The sequence below is a fragment of the Erythrobacter sp. 'gip.4 top 5' genome (assembly GCF_056495765.1).
Window position 1 is genome coordinate 1339627 of sequence record NZ_CP200270.1, and the last position, 16570, is coordinate 1356196.

18 protein-coding genes are annotated in these 16570 nt (G+C 62.6%); 10 read left to right on the forward strand and 8 right to left on the reverse strand.

Annotated elements, in window-relative coordinates; all coding sequences use genetic code 11:
* Positions 1-5: 5 nt before the first annotated feature.
* The 5 genes from ACRANW_RS06295 to ACRANW_RS06315 all read right to left on the reverse strand — a co-directional run bounded on the left by ACRANW_RS06295 (position 6) and on the right by ACRANW_RS06315 (position 5338).
* Positions 6-1286, reverse strand: a complete 1281-nt coding sequence (locus ACRANW_RS06295) for a pilus assembly protein CpaE (RefSeq protein WP_479433675.1) — start codon at positions 1284-1286, stop codon at positions 6-8.
* A 3-nt stretch (positions 1287-1289) separates the two neighbouring features.
* Positions 1290-1940 carry a CpaD family pilus assembly protein gene (locus ACRANW_RS06300; RefSeq protein ID WP_479433676.1) on the reverse strand — a complete coding sequence of 217 codons (651 nt, stop codon included), beginning with the start codon at positions 1938-1940 and terminating at the stop codon, positions 1290-1292.
* A gap of 19 nt (positions 1941-1959) precedes the next feature.
* The gene (locus ACRANW_RS06305; protein WP_479433677.1) at positions 1960-3558 is read right to left on the reverse strand and encodes a type II and III secretion system protein family protein; all 1599 of its coding nucleotides are present in this window, start codon (positions 3556-3558) and stop codon (positions 1960-1962) included.
* Between the two features lie 86 nt (positions 3559-3644).
* Positions 3645-4763, reverse strand: a complete 1119-nt coding sequence (cpaB, locus tag ACRANW_RS06310; RefSeq protein ID WP_479433678.1) for a Flp pilus assembly protein CpaB — start codon at positions 4761-4763, stop codon at positions 3645-3647.
* A gap of 89 nt (positions 4764-4852) precedes the next feature.
* A complete protein-coding gene (locus tag ACRANW_RS06315) occupies positions 4853-5338 on the reverse strand; it encodes an A24 family peptidase (RefSeq protein WP_479433679.1) in 486 nt (161 codons plus the stop codon).
* Between the two features lie 133 nt (positions 5339-5471).
* Here ACRANW_RS06315 and ACRANW_RS06320 point away from each other — a divergent pair, with 133 nt between their 5' ends.
* The 3 genes from ACRANW_RS06320 to ACRANW_RS06330 are packed head-to-tail and all read left to right on the forward strand — an operon-like array spanning position 5472 to position 7783.
* Positions 5472-6434: an alpha/beta hydrolase gene (locus tag ACRANW_RS06320; protein WP_479433680.1), complete on the forward strand. Its 963-nt coding sequence runs from the start codon at positions 5472-5474 to the stop codon at positions 6432-6434.
* Entirely contained in the window at positions 6431-7546 is a 1116-nt protein-coding gene (locus ACRANW_RS06325; RefSeq protein WP_479433681.1) for an NAD(P)/FAD-dependent oxidoreductase, read from the forward strand. The genes ACRANW_RS06320 and ACRANW_RS06325 overlap by 4 nt, the downstream gene beginning before the upstream one ends.
* Positions 7547-7606: 60 nt before the next feature.
* Positions 7607-7783 carry a YegP family protein gene (locus ACRANW_RS06330; protein ID WP_479433682.1) on the forward strand — a complete coding sequence of 59 codons (177 nt, stop codon included), beginning with the start codon at positions 7607-7609 and terminating at the stop codon, positions 7781-7783.
* Between the two features lie 20 nt (positions 7784-7803).
* On the opposite strand, the gene rnhA is transcribed toward ACRANW_RS06330, so the two are convergent.
* Genes rnhA through ispH form a run of 3 tightly spaced genes read right to left on the reverse strand, consistent with a single transcriptional unit; the run spans position 7804 to position 10259 of the window.
* The gene (rnhA, locus tag ACRANW_RS06335; RefSeq protein WP_479433683.1) at positions 7804-8247 is read right to left on the reverse strand and encodes a ribonuclease HI; all 444 of its coding nucleotides are present in this window, start codon (positions 8245-8247) and stop codon (positions 7804-7806) included.
* 25 nt (positions 8248-8272) lie between these two features.
* Positions 8273-9256 (reverse strand): homoserine kinase, encoded by a 984-nt coding sequence (locus ACRANW_RS06340; RefSeq protein ID WP_479433684.1) that lies wholly within the window; start codon positions 9254-9256, stop codon positions 8273-8275.
* A gap of 13 nt (positions 9257-9269) precedes the next feature.
* A complete protein-coding gene (gene ispH / locus ACRANW_RS06345; RefSeq protein ID WP_479433685.1) occupies positions 9270-10259 on the reverse strand; it encodes a 4-hydroxy-3-methylbut-2-enyl diphosphate reductase in 990 nt (329 codons plus the stop codon).
* Positions 10260-10330: 71 nt separating this feature from the next.
* Here ispH and ACRANW_RS06350 point away from each other — a divergent pair, with 71 nt between their 5' ends.
* From ACRANW_RS06350 to tatA, 7 genes are all read left to right on the forward strand, one after another.
* Positions 10331-10981 carry a hypothetical protein gene (locus ACRANW_RS06350; RefSeq protein WP_479433686.1) on the forward strand — a complete coding sequence of 217 codons (651 nt, stop codon included), beginning with the start codon at positions 10331-10333 and terminating at the stop codon, positions 10979-10981.
* A gap of 239 nt (positions 10982-11220) precedes the next feature.
* Entirely contained in the window at positions 11221-12969 is a 1749-nt protein-coding gene (argS, locus tag ACRANW_RS06355; RefSeq protein ID WP_479433687.1) for an arginine--tRNA ligase, read from the forward strand.
* Positions 12970-13013: 44 nt separating this feature from the next.
* A complete protein-coding gene (locus tag ACRANW_RS06360) occupies positions 13014-13694 on the forward strand; it encodes an SPOR domain-containing protein (RefSeq protein ID WP_479433688.1) in 681 nt (226 codons plus the stop codon).
* Between the two features lie 91 nt (positions 13695-13785).
* A complete protein-coding gene (gene nagZ, locus ACRANW_RS06365) occupies positions 13786-14808 on the forward strand; it encodes a beta-N-acetylhexosaminidase (RefSeq protein WP_479433689.1) in 1023 nt (340 codons plus the stop codon).
* Positions 14805-15593, forward strand: coding sequence for a segregation and condensation protein A (locus ACRANW_RS06370; RefSeq protein ID WP_479433690.1), 789 nt, complete (start codon positions 14805-14807; stop codon positions 15591-15593). Before nagZ ends, ACRANW_RS06370 begins: the two co-directional genes overlap by 4 nt.
* A complete protein-coding gene (scpB, locus tag ACRANW_RS06375; RefSeq protein ID WP_479433691.1) occupies positions 15590-16228 on the forward strand; it encodes an SMC-Scp complex subunit ScpB in 639 nt (212 codons plus the stop codon). The genes ACRANW_RS06370 and scpB overlap by 4 nt, the downstream gene beginning before the upstream one ends.
* A gap of 90 nt (positions 16229-16318) precedes the next feature.
* Positions 16319-16555, forward strand: coding sequence for a twin-arginine translocase TatA/TatE family subunit (tatA, locus tag ACRANW_RS06380; RefSeq protein ID WP_479433692.1), 237 nt, complete (start codon positions 16319-16321; stop codon positions 16553-16555).
* The last annotated feature ends 15 nt before the right edge of the window (positions 16556-16570 follow it).

Genomic DNA, 16570 nt, shown 5'->3' on the forward strand with positions numbered 1-16570 from the left:
GGCGGTCAGTCGGCTTTGGTCAGGTCGACCTTGGGCTTTTTGGAAAGCATGGCCTTGAAGTCGAAGTTGCCCAGCAGCGACTTTTTCTCCCCGGTGGCCATTGCCATATCTTCCGAACTCACACCCATCACGCGCTCGGCAATCTGCCTTATCGCAGCGGTCGCCTTGCTCGAACGATTGGCGTCGACCAAAACCTGCCCCAGCTTGGCTGCGTTCGATGCCGCCTTGATGTCATAAGGCACCATGAAATCGATCTTGCGTTCGATCGACGCTTCAAAATCGGACTTGCTGATTTCGGCCAGCGCCGGCTGCACCTTGTTCGCGACAATCATTGGATGTGCATGGCTCGCGTTTGATTTCAGCCATGAAAGAATGCGGATCGTGTCGCGCGCAGACGCAAGCGTCAGTTCGCACGTCAGCACCACTAGGTTCACGTCAGCCAGAAGCTGCGGAAAATTGATCAACATGTTGCGTGGCATGTCGATGACCGTCATCTCAAACGCCTGACGGAATTCGTCCTCCAGTTGCACGAAAGCCGCTCCATCGGTCATCAATGGCTGGTTGATCGGCGCTTCGGCGGACAGGATTGACAAATTGTCGCTTGCCCGCACCATCGCACGTTCAATGAACAGCGGATCAATTCGGCTCGGGTTTTCAATTGCATCGCTCAGGCCGCGGCCCGGTTCCAGATCCAGCGCCAGCGCGCCGGTGCCAAAATGGATGTCCAGATCAAGCAGCGCGGTGGCCGCCTTGTGTTCATCAGCGAACAGCCAGGCTAAGGAAGTCGCCAGCGTCGAGGCACCAACACCACCGCGGGTTCCCACGACAGCGGTGGAGATATGGCGTTTGGCGGCATCAGCATCACCTGCCTTGGGTGACATGAACGCCGCCAGCGCCTGGCTAAGCGCATCATGCACTTGCTGGGCCGAAAGCGGCTTGAGCAGGTAATCATGAATCCCGCTCGAAAGCAGGTCACGGTACAAGCGCACATCGTTGACTTGGCCGATGGCGATCACAACTGTTCCTGGCTCGCACACTTCGGCCAGCGCATTGATATCGTTCAGCGGATCGCCGCATTCCGATAGATCGACGATCAGAATCGCCGGGCTGGCGCTGACAGAAAGCGATTGCACGGCATTGCGTAGGCCGCCTTTGTTGCACTTTTCCGGCTGCCAGCCGAGTTCGATCACCACCGGGCGCAATACATCCAGCGCAGCATCGTCGCAGATATAGGCGGCAAAGGGATCGCGACTTCCGGGGATACCGGATTTCCAGGGAGCATTCATGGCTTAGTTACCTCCTCCGCCGCCAGCGGTTCCTGCCGCCTGCAAGCCGCCCGCACCAGTGGGCGGTGTTTCACGATAGGTCGAAATCGCCTTGTTCGAGGTGGCGATCACGGTTTCACTGGCGCCCTTTTTGCCTTCAAGCAGATCCTGCGGATCGGCGACCATGGCTGCCAGATTGCTGTTGACCGCACAGCCGTAGCCGGGGCTGAGGCCATTGGTGTAGTTCATGTCGGATTTGGCCGACCAGTCCGGGCAGCCTGGCACGCTGGCGGTGGTGCGGGTGATGACCACGCGGGCCTGACCCGGCTGGACATACCCTGCGGTAACCGGCGCCGTTTCACTGAGCATCAGGCCATAACGCCCCGCAAGATCGCGGATCGCATTGTCAACGGCAGGGTTCTGGCCCGGATTTTCCACCGCGATACGATCGCCGTAACGAAGGTCCATCGTTTCAAACCAGCCGTTAAGGCGCTGTTGTTCGGAAATCGGCAGGCCAGCCGTGGTGGTGTTCACGTCAAGCACCATGTTGGTGCGTTCGACCACCGGAACCTTCGTCGAGTAAAGCGAAGTATTGGTGGGCATCCCGCCGCACCCGGCGAGGCCGAGGCCCAGCGTGAGTGCGAGGGCGAGCGTGGTGTGTCGTGCAATCGGCATCGTGGTCACCTTTCTCACGTTAAAGACTAAAGCCCGGGGTTGCGGCGCTGGCCTCACGTTCCTGACGACGGTCCTTCTTGCCCGCGCGGCGCGGTTGTTCGGGCTGCATCGGGACAATGCCGACCGGATCGGCTTGGCTTACGTTAGGTTGCGGTGCATCGGGCTGTGCGGCGACAGGGCCGGGACGTTCTTGGCCCGATACGCCGGCGTTGTTCTGGTAGCCCAAAAGCTGCTCAAACTCGTTGGCTGAACGATAACCGTCGGTCGGCAGCTTGATGTCCTTGGCGTCCACCGGCTTGACCAGATAGGGGGTGACAATGATCACCAACTCGGTTTCGCCTTTTCGGAAACTGCGGCTGCGGAACAGGTTGCCAAGGATCGGTACATCACCCAGACCCGGTGCCTTCTCGAGCGAGTTCTGAGAGTTGGCGCTCATCAGGCCGGCAATCATGAAGCTTTGGCCTGAGCCGAGCTCTACAGTCGTTTCGGTGCGACGGGTGGTGATGGCAGGCACCTGAAAGCCATTCAAAGTGATCGCGCCCTGCGTTGAAAGTTCGGAGACTTCGGGGCGGACACGCATGGAAATGCGACCGTTGGAAAGAACTGTCGGGGTGTAGGCAAGACTGACGCCGAACTGGCGAAACTGCACTGTCACCTGACCGAGGCCCTGGGCCAGCGGGATCGGAAATTCGCCGCCCGCCAGGAACGTGGCAGTTTCGCCAGAGAGCGCAGTAAGGTTCGGTTCGGTGATAGTGGTCACCAGGCCCAGCCGTTCCGACAGATCGAGCGCGCCCAGCGTATCGATACCGAACAGACGACCAATACCTGCAAGCGTCGTGCTACCGGCAGCCTGTGTCACCTGGTTTCCGGGCACCTCGATGAACTGACCAGGGTTGTTGATGTCGGGGACCGTCACCAGGACGTCATTTCCCGTACCGAGAGCGGAATTCGGTCGGATGTTGTTGAAGAAGCCGGTACGCCCGGTGCCGACGCCGATCTGCATTCCGCTTGACCCGTCAATCTGCGTCAGGTTGCCGCCGATCTCGCGGACCAGGCTGCGGCTGACTTCGGCAAATTTTACGTGCAGATTGACCTGAAGCGGTGTTGCCGTCTTCAGGCGGCTGATAACATTGGCCTCTTCGCCTAGGAACGCTGTTACCAATCGTTCGGCTTCGGCGGCATCTTCGGGTGCGGCCACGGTGCCGGTGAGCAGCACGGTGTTGGTGCCCATGGTCGAAATGCTGACCTTGGCATCGGGCATGGCCATTGCGAGCATCTGATCAATGCTGCCGATGTTCGAGCCCACCCGGATGTTCGCCGAGAAAATCACATCGCCGCGATCATTGCTGGCATAGATGGTGGTTTCACCCCCTGCCTTGCCGAAAACGTAAAGCTGGCGCTGCGACTTTACCTGAACGTCGGCGACCGAGTCATTGGCAACGAAAACATCCGCCATGGTGCCAGGCACTGTCACCAGTTCACCTTTGCCGATCGACAAGACGATTTCCTGCGCCGGGCTGACGATCTGCTGCGCGGTGGCGGTTGCCGCCGGCATTGCTGCAATCGGTACTGCGGCCAGCGCAGCCCCCAGCAGCTTCATCTTGAATGTGCGTGTCATGGGTTGCCCCCCTTCGGGTGTGCCACGGCGAGCCTGAAGAGCAGGCAAGCGATAGGTCATGATGTTTGACATGGGTCCGATGCCTCTTAGTTGATCACGGTCATGCCAGCAGCTGGGAGCGTTTTCCCGGCGCGGCGGACACCACTTTGCTGACTGGAGAGGATCGACGTGCTGTTAGCCTTGGCACTGACCGGCGTGTCTTCGGTGTCTTTGCCACGGGTCACCCGCACGCTTGGGCCGGAGTAGGCAGGTGCGGCGTTTCCACCCGACGGCGCTTCGGAGCGGGCCTGTGCCGGCGCCTGATTGTAACTATTGGCGGTTGGCTGCGGCTTGGACGGGACCGTCGTGCGCTGGAAGCGCGAAACATCGCCGCCAGTGACATAGGTGGTGCCCTTGTCGATCGGCCGCGACATGGCCGCCTTCAGCATCGATTCTTCCTGCTCCGGTGTCGCGTTGGCAGGCAATTGGATGTCGCCTGAGGCCACGGCCCGTTCCAGCTCTGCCGGGCTATCCGCAAGCGAGCGAAGCACCAGGCTGATCGTTCCGATGGTCTGCGCCACCGCAACCTTTTCAGCGATTTTGGGCGTCACTTCGAGGGTGACGTTGCTGAACTGGTTGACCACAGTCTTGCCGTTCTCGTCGGAGGTCTTCTCGACGGTCTGGTCGGTTGCCAGCACCCGCAAGTTGCGCAGCACCGTTTCCGCCGTCTTGAGTGATTCGCCGTCCCCTTCGCCCGCCACATTCTGGGTCAGGACGAGATCGACACGGTCACCTGCGAAAATGAAGCCTGCAACGCCCGTCGTTGCCGACACAGGGACGGTGACCGCCCGCATGCCCGGTCCGAGCGCCGCCGCGAGGAAGCCGCGATCGCCCGGCGCGACCAGCGAGCCTTGCGTGACCGGTTCACCTGCAGTGATCGGATAGCGGACCACGGTGCCGAGCAGCGTGTTCATATCGGCTTCGCCATCAATGAAATAGACGTCCTGCACCAATTCGGTGGGCCAAGGCTGGAACCCCAGCGCATCGGCGGTGATGATTGTCCCCGCCGTCAGAGCCCGCTTTGCAACAAGCACGCGTGGCCCGGTGGGCTGCGCTGCTTCAGCAACGGGAGCCGAGCTTCCGGCAAACATGCTCCGTGCGGCAAAGGCCGTCCCGATCGCGATGATCAGCGCGCCGAGCAGCAGAACCAGTTTCTTCCTATCCATGGCTCAATAAGCCCCCTCGTATATGCCCTTGGTTGGTTAGCGGGCAGGTATGGTTGCGATGCGTAAGCTGTGACTGGTTAAGATCGGGTTCACGCACTGGTGACGGCCAGCGTTCCAGCCGGCCAATAATTGAATGCGAGCACCCATAATCCGCCAAAGGCGATGGCCACGCCGTAGGGGATCGCAATCCTGTCTTTCTGACGGCGGATCGTGTGCCAACCGACCATCACGATCGTCAGCGCGCCGCCTGCCAATGCCATCACAAAAAGCAATTCGACGAAATGCTGTGGGCTCACCCACAGGGCCAGAGCAGTCAGCAGCTTGACATCGCCGCCGCCCATCATCTTGAGCGCGAACAATCCGGCAAACAGCGCGAAAGCCGCCAGCGCCACGCCCAGCTGGATGGCGACATCGGGCCATAGCGACAAGCCGCTCGCCCACCAGAACGCCGGCGCTGCCAGAGCGATGCCGCCATTGAGCCAATTGGCGATCTGGCGCCGTCGCAAATCGGTGAACGCGGCAAAGACCAGCGCAATTGCCAACGCGATCAGCAAACCGTAGGAAATGGAACTCATCGACTTCGTGCCCCCGGGGCGGGCCTCGCAGGAAACGCGGGCCGTCCTTCATCGGGACACTGCTACAGGTTATGACTTACCAAATAGTAACCACGCTTAACGGCTTGCGGCCGTGTGTTGAAGGAATGCGCCCATGATCGATCGCCGGAGCATCCCGTCTCACGCGCAAGAAAGCCTGTGGGCCGCGGCTGACGGTCATGCAGTGCGCCGCATCGACTGGCGGGGCGCAGCGGACACCCGTGATGGCCCGCGCGGGTCGATTTTGTTTCTGCCGGGACGCGGCGATTTTTACGAAAAGTATCTCGATACGCTGGAAGAATGGCACCGCGCCGGGTGGCGGGTGACGGCGGCGGACTGGCGCGGGCAGGCCGGATCCGGGCGGCTGGGCAAGGATCCGGTCACGGGCCACATCGCGGATTTCGGCATCTGGGTGGATGATCTGGCGGCGCTGTGGGACCGCTGGATCGTCGAAACGCCCGGCCCCCATGTGCTCGCCGCGCATTCGATGGGCGGGCATCTGGCGTTGCGGGCGCTGGCGAGCCGGCGTATCCACCCCGACGCGGTGGTACTGAGCGCACCGATGACGGGCATTGCCGGGCCAGCCTTGCCCTTGGCGTTGCTCCACACGGTCGCGCAGACGATGTGCCGGGTGGGTGATCCGATGCGGCCTGCGTGGAAGTGGAGCGAAAAGCCGGGTGAGCTTCCCGCTGCCCGATCCGATCTCCTCACCCACGATCCTGACCGCTATGCCGACGAACAATGGTGGCGCGATCACCGGCCTGAGCTTGTGATGGGCCCGGCCAGCTGGCGCTGGGTCGAACGGGCCTATGCCTCGTGGCGGGTGCTTGATGCGCCTGGCGCGCTGGAGGCCGTGGACGTGCCGGTGCTGCTGATTTCCACTGCGACGGACCAATTGGTCAGCCACCCTGCCAACCTCAAAGCCGCTGCTCGCCTGCCGAGGGGCGAACTGCTGGCATTGGGCAGCGAAGCGCATCACGAGGTGCTGCGGGAGGTTGACGTTGTCCGCGACAGCGTCATGCAAGCGATTGCGACCTTCCTCGACCGCGTGGCTCCCGGAGAAACAATCCCCGCATGATCCATGATTTCGCCATTATCGGCGCCGGGATGGCTGGCGCCAGCATCGCCGCCGAACTCGCTCCTCATGCCAGTGTGCTGCTGCTGGAGGCGGAAGATGCGCCGGGCTATCACGCGACCGGGCGATCGGCCGCGTTCTGGGAGGAATGCTATGGCGGCCCCGGTGTGGTTCCGCTGACGCTCGCCTCAGGCGCATATCTTCAGGAACACGGTTTTCTCACGCCGCGCGGCGCGCTCTATGTCGGGCGCGCCGAGGACCGCACTGCGATGGACGCCCACGTTGAAACCTTTGCCGGCACCGGCGTCACTATCGAACGCCTGTCGCCCGCTGGCCTTGCTGCCAAGGTGCCCCATATCCGTCCGGAATGGAGCGAGGCTCTGCATCAGCCTGCCTGCGCCGATATCGACGTGGCGGGGTTGCACCAGCATTACCTTGCCACGGCCCGCCGCCATGGCGTCACCATCGCCTGCCGTGCGCAAGTGAGCGGATTGGTGCGCGAGGGCGGGGCGTGGCGCATCATGTCTGAACGCGGCGAAACCTGGCGCGCCGCCACCATCGTCAACGCCGCCGGGGCCTGGGCGGACAGCGTTGCGCAGATGGCTGGCGTGCGCCCCATCGGCATCAATCCGCTGCGCCGCACAGTCGCCGTGCTGCGCGTCGAACCGCAAGCACCTGCCGATCTGCCGCTGGTGCTCGACATCAATGGCGGGTTCTATTTCAAGCCGGATGCAGGCCGTTTGTGGCTAAGCCCGCATGACGAGATACCGTCTGCGCCGTGCGACGCCGCACCCGAAGAACTCGATGTCGCCATCGCCATTGACCGCTTCCAGAGCGTGACCGATTGGCGCATCGCGGCAGTTGAGCGGCGCTGGGCGGGCCTGCGCAGTTTCGCGCCTGATCGGCTGCCGGTCTATGGCCGCGATCCGCACGACCCAAGCGTGTTCTGGTTTGCCGGGCAGGGCGGGTTTGGTATCCAGACGGCGCCCGCAGCCGCGCGTTTGGGAGCGCAACTATTGCTGGGGCAGAGCCGGGACGCGATGACCGCCAAGATTGATCCCGCCGCCTATGCGCCTGCGCGTTTCCACCCCGCCCGCGCCGCGCAGTCGGCCTAGCCAGCGGCGGGCCAATCTGTCATTTTCTAACCTTGTTGAACCACAAGGGAGGGGCAGCCGATGGCGCACACATTCGAAATCTACAAGGATAACGCGGGCGAATTCCGCGTGCGGTTCAAGTACAATTCCGAAGTGATGTTCTCCACGCAAGGCTATTCGAGCAAAGCCAGTGCGCAGAACGCGATTGATTCGATCAAGAAAAACGGCCCCGGCGCCGAGGTTCAGGACAACAGCTGATCACGCGCAGGCGGCGGGATTTAACCTCCCGCCGCAATCCGCGACGCTTCGGTGCTGGCCAGCGCATCAACCCGTTCGTTTTCGGGATGACCATTGTGGCCTTTGACCCAATGCCAGGTGATCTGGTGCGGGCGTGCCGCCTCGATCAGCTCGTGCCAAAGATCGGCATTGCGTACCGGCTTCTTTGATGCGTTCATCCAGCCATTGCGCTGCCAGCCGTGAATCCATTTGTTCATCCCGTCGAGCACATATTTGCTGTCGGAATACAGATCGACCTTGCACGGTTCGATCAGCGCATTCAGCCCCTTGATTGCGGCCATCATTTCCATGCGGTTGTTGGTGGTATCAGGCTCCCCGCCCGACAATTCCTTTTCGTGCGCGCCCATGCGCAGCAGCGCGCCCCAGCCGCCGGGGCCCGGATTGCCCTTGCACGCGCCGTCGGTGTAGATTTCGACCTGTTTCATGGCAGATGCTTTGGCGCGGCAGCGATCAGGCTGCAAGCACGCCTTCGCCCGCCCGGTGGTAGAATTCCCAGCGCTGGACGAATTGCATCGGATCCTTGCGGGTTACGAGCGCATCGTCAGGGGTATCCAGCCAGTCCTCGGCCCGGCTGGCCACGAACCGGAGGCACGCCCCCTTGGCGACATCGGGAAACAGCTGGCGTTCAGCGGCCTCGAGCAGGCGGACGCTTTGATAGCCCGCAATCAACGCCGCGCCGCAATCGGCGCGGTAGGCATTGGCGCTATCGAAGCACCACGCCGCGTGCGTGACGGCCAGATCGAGCAACATCGGCCCGGTGCAGGCGAAGTAGAAATCGATCAGCCCGGTTACGCGGTCGCCCAGCATCAGGACATTGTCAGGGAACAGATCGGTGTGTGTCTGTGACTGCGGAAGGGCAGCAAGATCAAGCGCAGCGGCAGCATGGGCGTGGGCCAGCATGGCGGGCAGCCCAGCGTCAATCGTGGCCAAGGCTGGCGCTCCGCAGGCATCAAGGATCGCCGCCGTGGCAGCAAAGTCCATTGCGTTGGCGCGGGTTCGCGGGAAATCGCGGGCCGCCAGATGCAACTGCGCCAGCACCTCGCCCACGGCGCGGGCCTGGGCCGGTGTGGGCCGGGTGGGAGACACGCCGGGGAGAAATTCGATGAGCGCGGCGGCTTTGCCTTCGACCGTCCGATACGACGCGCCATCGCGATCATGCATCGTCCGCGGCACAGGGCAGGCCTTACTGGCCAGATGATCGAGCAGATCGAGGAAATAGGGCAAATCGCTGTAATCGATTCGCCGTTCATACAGCGTCAGGATAAAGCGTGTGCCAGAACCACCGGTGCCGCCTGAACCCCCCGTTGTCTCCACCAGCCAGTTGGAGTTGGACACGCCTTCGGCAATGCCCTTGGCCGAAACCAGTTCGCCCACATCGTAGTGTGCCATCAACCGGGCGAGGTCTTCGGCTCCGAGATGGGTGTAGACCGCCACCTGCGCCCTGGCCTTATTCGGTCAGCTGGCGGGGCAGCTTGAACACCATCTTTTCGACCGTTGCCGTGATTTCCTTTTCGCTGATTGTACGGTGTTGTGCGAGCGCGGCGACAACTTCGCGCACCAGCACCTCGGGCGCCGAAGCCCCTGCCGTCAGCCCCAGCGTTTCCACGCCTTCCAGCCAAGCGAAGTCGATTTCGTTGGCGCGCTGGATCAGCTTGGCGGGGGTGCCGAGCCGTTCTGATACTTCCACCAGTCGCAACGAATTGGAGGAGTTGGGCGCTCCGATCACCAGAACCAGCTCGCAGTCATGCGCCAGTTCCTTGACCGCAGCCTGCCGGTTGGAAGTCGCATAGCAAATGTCTTCAGCGCGCGGGCCGGAGATATTCGGATAGCGCCATTCGAGCGCTTGAATCACTTCACGCGTGTCATCGACCGACAGAGTTGTTTGCGTAAGGTACGACAATTCTTCCTCGGAATCGAACGGCAGCTTGTCGACATCCTCGATTGTTTCGACCAGCGTCATCTGTCCGGGCTCGACCTGTCCCATCGTGCCGATCACTTCGGGGTGGCCTTCGTGGCCGATGAAGATGATGTGGCGGTTCTTTTCGATCTGGCGTTCGGCCTGCCGGTGAATCTTGCTGACCAGTGGGCAAGTGGCATCGACATACAGCAACTCGCGGCGTCTGGCCTCGGCCGGGATCGCTTTGGGCACGCCATGGGCGCTGAACACCACCGGCGCATCATCGGGCACTTCGTCCAGTTCCTTGACGAAGATCGCGCCCTTGGCCTTCAGCCCTTCCACCACATATTTGTTATGGACGATTTCATGCCGGACATAGACTGGCGAGCCATAGCGTTCGAGCGCCTTTTCGACGATCTCGATCGCGCGGTCGACCCCGGCGCAGAAGCCGCGCGGGGCGGCTATCAAGAGATTGAGAGGCGGGCGGTCCGCCACGGTCGCTGCGGCGTCGGCGTCGGATGCTTGAAAGGGCGCGTTCATATCGCTCCCTCTAGCGCTTTCCCCGCGTCATCGCTAGGGCGCACGAGAACGTAAATGCTAGGATGGCTTTGATGAAGCTTCGCGCACCCGCTTTTTTTGCTCTTTCCGCCGCCATGGCCTTGGCTGCCTGTTCGAACGAGGGCGAACTGGTGCTGAACGAGGGTGTTGGTATCACAAGCGTGCTGACCCTTTGTCCCTCGGTCGGTATTCCGGACTACACCGGTGATGTCACCACTTTTCGCAGCGCCGAGGATACGACCACGGCCAGCCTTGATGTGTCCGCGGCGATGACCGATCTGCGGACCGTATGTAACGACGCCGGCGAGCAAATTTATTCCGAAGCCTCCTTTACTGTGAACGCGCGCCGCACCGATGCACGCGGCGCGCGCAGTGTTGAACTGCCCTACTTTGTCACAGTTTTGCGCGGTGGCAGCGCCGTGGTGAGCAAGCGGCTGGGCACCGTAACGCTGACCTTTGCCGACGGGCAGGATCGCGCCACTGCCAATGGCAAGGTCGGCAGCTTCGTAAACCGGGCCGATGCCGCCTTGCCCGCTGATATCCGTGAGAAAATCACGAAGCGACGCCGCGCCGGTGATCCTGAAGCGGCGCTCGATCCGCTGGCCGACCCCGAAGTGAAGGCCGCGATTGCCCGGACGCGTTTTGAAATGCTGGTCGGTTTCCAGCTGACCGAGGCGCAGCTGGCGTATAATGTGACGCGTTAGGGTTTGCGCGGGCGCCTCCGCGCCCGCGTCCTCGGTGCGTTTCCGTCGCTTCGCGCCGGAGTACCTGCGGGCGGCCATGCAGGTGTGCAGCGCACGTCTGCGCCTTCGGCTACGACTCCGGCCTTGCGACGTCTTCGCGTCATTTGGTGAATTCCACCTAACGTCTTCGCGGACTTGACCCAGGACCCCGCTTTCTATCTTGCAGGCGCAATATTCCGCGCACATCGCACGAGACCAACATGACCCAACCCACTACCCTTTACACCACTTACACGGCGTTGATCGAAACCGTGCTGACCCAGCTTGTGGACGAAGGCGTGCTGCCCGCTGGCACCGCGTTCACCAACGTCACGCTGGAGCCGCCGCGCGATCCTTCGCATGGCGATCTTGCCACCAACGCCGCGATGGTGCTGGCCAAGCCTGCCGGCATGAACCCGCGCGCGCTGGCCGAGGCCATCACGGCCAAGCTTGCCGCGCAGCCGACGATCACCAGCGCCGATATTGCCGGGCCAGGCTTCATCAACCTGCGGCTAGTACCTGACGCATGGATTGATGAATTGCGCGCCATCGCCGCGCTTGGCGATGATTACGGCCGCTCTGCCATGGGCGGGGGCCGCGTAGTCAATGTCGAATATGTCTCGGCCAACCCCACCGGCCCGATGCACATGGGCCATTGCCGCGGCGCGGTGGTAGGCGATGCGCTCAGCAGCCTGCTGGAATTCGCCGGCTATAAGGTGACGCGCGAATATTACGTCAACGATGCCGGCGCGCAGGTCGATGTGCTCGCCCGCTCGGTGCATCTGCGGTATCTTGAGGCGCTGGGGCAAAGCGTCACCATCCCCGAAGGCCTGTATCCCGGCGAATATCTGGTCGACATCGGCCAAACCCTCGCTGCCGAGTTCGGTGATCGCTACGCCACCGCACCCGAAGGCGACTGGCTGAACCTGTTCCGCACCCGCGCGGTCGCGGCGATGATGGACATGATTCGCGACGATCTGGCGACGCTGGGTATCAAGCATGACCTGTTCTCCTCTGAGGCCGAATTGCAGGCCTCGGGCAAGGTTGATGCTGCCGAAGCGTGGCTGCGGAGCCATGACCTTGTCTATGACGGTGTGCTCGAAGCGCCCAAGGCCAAGGCCCCGCCCGAGGATTGGGAGCCCGTGCAGCTGCCGCTGTTTCGCTCGACCAGGTTTGGGGATGATCAGGATCGCCCGATCAAGAAGTCGAACGGCGCGTGGACCTATTTCGGGGCCGATCTCGCCTATCACTTCCAGAAAGCCCAGATCGCCGATGCGCTGGTGGATATCTGGGGCGCGGATCATGCCGGCACGGTCAAGCGGATCAAGGCGGCGGTGGCGGCGCTGACCAGCGCGGACGGTGGGACTGCAAAGCCTTTCGAGGTCAAGCTGGTGCAGATGGTGCAGCTGCTGAAGGGGGGCCAGCCATTCAAGATGTCCAAGCGGTCGGGCAATTTTGTGACACTGGCCGATGTGGTCGACATGGTCGGCAAGGACGTGGTGCGCTTCACCATGCTCACCCGCAAGCCCGATGCGCAGATGGATTTCGATTTCGACAAGGTGGTCGAAGCCTCCAAGGACAATCCGGTGTTCTATGTGCAATATGCCCATGCCCGGATCCGCTCGACGCTGCGCAAGGCCGCCGAGGCGGGGCATTCGCCGTCTGATGCGAACCTTGATCGGCTGGGCACCGAAGAGCTTGCCCTGATCGCCCGCGCTGCACAGTTCCCGCGCGAGATCGAGGCCGCCGCCCGTGCGCGAGAGCCGCACCGGATTGCCTTTTACCTCTTTGACCTTGCCGCCGATCTCCATTCCTACTGGAATCTGGGTAACGACCGGCCGGAAAAGCGCTTCATCGTGGAACAGGATGCGCAAGTGACAGCGGCAAGGCTTTTCCTCGGCAACGCAATCGGGCAAGTGATCAGAAGCGGGCTCGCCGTCTTGGGCGTCGAGGCTGTGGAAAGCATGTAACCCAGAGGTCGTTGGTCTCTTGGGGGGGGAAGCGAAAGATCGCCATGATCGATGCCGAGTACGAAGAATTGAATGACGAAGGCAGCGCGCTGGACCTGGCCGATACGGACAGCTTGCCGTGGCTTGAATCCGATGAGGATGACAGCGAGGCGGGCGGGCTCGACACCAGCCAGATCATGCTGTTCGGCGCGGCGCTGGTGCTGGTGCTGGGCGCAGTTGTGGGCGGCGTATGGTTCATCTCGCACCGCGCATCGGGCGGCGATGTAGTCGCCGATGGCAGCGTTATCGCTGCCCCCGAAGGCCCTGTGAAACAGCGCCCCGATGATCCGGGCGGCAAGGAATTCGCGGGCACCGGCAATGTCGCGCCGGTCGTGGGTGAGGGTGGGTCGCGCCCCGCCGTGGTGGCTGAAGCACCCGCGCCAGCCCCGAGCGCCGCTCCCAAACCTTCAATCTCGACGGTGCCTGCCGCGGTCCCCGCAGGCGCCGATCTGACCGGCATTGGCGTGCAGCTGGCAGCCTACGGCACCCGCGCCCGCGCCGAACAGGGTTGGACCGACATCACCCGCCGCACCGATGTGCTGTCCGGCGTCAAATACCGGGTGGTTGAAGGCAAGGTTGATATCGGAACTGTCTATCGCTTGCAGGCGGTTGCAGCCACTCGCGCCGAAGCCGATCGGCTGTGCGCTGCGCTCAAAGGTGACGGGGTCGATTGTCAGGTCAAATAAGGGTTCGGCAGGTCGGTTTTGGTGGAGCTTTTCCCCGCTCTTGACCCACGCTAGCCCTTGCTAGACCCCCGCCAGAGTGCGAGTTTAAGCCATGATTCCGGCAATCTTCGGCCTTTCCGGCCCGCACCTGACCGCTGACGAGCGCGCTTTTTTCCGTGAGGCGGATCCGACGGGGTATATCCTGTTCGGTCGCAATTGCGTCGAGCCCAATCAGTTGCGCAGCCTGACCGATGATCTGCGGAGTATCCATGGACGCGACCGCTTGCTGGTCTCTATCGACCAAGAAGGCGGCCGCGTCGCACGCCTGCGTCCACCGCTGTGGGCCAGCTATCCATCGGGGCAGGCCTTTGAAAAATTGTATGATATTGCGCCTGCCAGTGCGATTGAGGCGGCGCGGGCCAATGCGACTGCGATGGGGCTGGAGCTGTCGGCGATGGGCATCACGGTGGATTATCACCCACCGCTCGACCTGCGCGTTCCCGGCGCGCATGACGTGATCGGGGACCGTTCCTTCGGCAGCGATCCGATGCAGGTCGCTGCAATCGGGCGCGCGGTGCTTGAAGGGCTGGCAGCGGGCGGCGTGGCGGGTTGCATCAAGCATATGCCGGGCCACGGCCGCACCGATGTTGACACCCATAAGGCGCTGCCCACTGTGACCGCGTCGGCAGCCGATTTGGACAATGACCTTTTTCCGTTTCGGACGCTTAATCATGCGCTTATCGGCATGACCGGGCATTTGGTCTTCACCACGTGGGACCCAGAAAATCCCGCCACGCTGTCCGAAAAAGTGATCCGCGACGTGATCCGCGGACAGATCGGATTCGATGGCCTGCTGCTCACCGATGATATCGACATGGAAGCCCTTGGCGGCACCATCCCGCAGCGCGCCGCCCGTGCTCATGCGGCGGGGTGCGATATCATGCTGAATTGCTGGGCAAAAATGGATGATATGCGGGGCATTTGCGATGTGCTTCCCTCCATGTCCGAGGCTACGACGGCCCGGCTGGACCGGGCGCTGGCCGGCACCCGCATCGCGCCCTCCATTGCGCCGCAAGCCGCCGAATTGCTGGCCAAACGCGATGCGCTTCTGGCGCTGACCGGTAGGCCGGTATGAACGAGGATCCTGCCCCGTTCCTGTTCGCGCCCGACACGGCCAGGACCGAGGCCGATGCGCTCTATCTCGAACTTGATGGCTGGGAAGGCCCGCTGGACCTTCTGCTCGATCTGGCGCGGCGGCAAAAGGTCGATTTGTTGCAAATCTCGATCCTCGCGCTGGTCGATCAATACCTCGCCTATGTCGAGCAGGCAGGCGCCATGAAGCTGGAACTGGCTGCCGATTACCTCGTGATGGCGGCGTGGCTCGCCTATCTCAAGTCTGCGATGCTGCTACCAAAAGCCGAGCAGGAAGACCCCAGCCCTGAGGAACTCGCGCTGCGCCTGCAACTGCGACTGCAACGCCTTGGCGCTATGCGCGAGGCAGCAGCGCGGCTGATGGGAAGCGATCGGATCGGGCGCGATGTGTTCCTGCGCGGCGCACCCGAAGGCCTGCGCACAGACCGCAAGACGGTATGGCGGAGTGATGTTTTCACTCTGATGCAGGCCTATGGCCAGGTCAAGGCGCGCACTGCGCCGCGAATCTATCACGTTGCCAATCGTCAGGTGATGACGCTCGACAGCGCGCTTGAGCGCGTCACCGCGATGCTGGGCGTCACGCTGCAATGGATGGACATCCGCGCTTTTCTGCCGCCTCATGCCACCCCTGAACTCAAGCGTTCCGCGCTGGCATCGTCTTTCGTCGCCGCGCTGGAACTGACCAAACGGGGCCGGGCGGAACTGGAGCAAGACGGCGCCTTCGCCCCCTTGCGCATCCGCCGCCTGAAGAATGCCGCCCCGGCATGAACGACGGGGATTTCGAAGAACCGGATATGCGCGAACGTGCAGTGGAAGCCACGCTCTTTGCGTCCGAGGTGCCTTTGACCGTCGCTGCGATTGCCGCGCATCTGGGTGGTCTGGCACTTGGCGACGTGCGCGAGACGCTGGCCAGCCTTGAAACCCGCTACCGCGCCCGCGGCGTGCACCTGGTGGAGCGGGGCGGGCGCTGGCATTTCGAAACCGCGCCTGATCTGGCGCATCTGTTGCGCCGCGAAAAGGAACAGGTCCGCCGCCTCAGCCGCGCGGCCACCGAAGTCTTGGCGATCATCGCCTATCATGAGCCGGTCAGCCGCGCCGAGATCGAGTCCATTCGCGGTGTACAGACCAGCGCGGGCACGCTGGATGTGCTGCTGGAGGCCGGCTGGGTTCGCCTCGCCGGCCGGCGCGAGGTGCCGGGACGGCCCGTGATTTATGCCACGACGCCGGAATTTCTCGACCATTTCGGCCTCGCCAGTCGCCTCGATCTGCCCGGCATCGACGAATTGCGCGCTGCCGGATTGCTCGATCCGGTCGACGGGGCGATGGAGGCCGCGCTGGAAGGTTTGGTGCACTTCGATCCCGATGAGACTGATAGCGAGGGCCATCGGGATGACCAGCATTAGGCCTGCTGCGCGCTGATCCGTCGCCAAAGTTGGCATCCGCACGATAAGCCCCCTATATAGAGGGTGTCACACCAACATGAGTCTTGAACTATGCAACCCGGTATCTGGCAAATTCTCATCATCGCACTTGTCGTGCTCGTCCTGTTCGGACGCGGGCGCATCTCGGAGATGATGGGCGATTTTGGCAAGGGCATCTCCAGCTTCAAGAAGGGCATGAGCGAGCCGGACGAGCCGCAGGCCAAGGCCCGGATCGAACCGCCGGTCGCGCCGCCGCCGCCGGCCGAAAAGCCGGTCGTGATGGACAAGAACGACAGCACCAGCGCCTGATCCACGTCTTGAGGA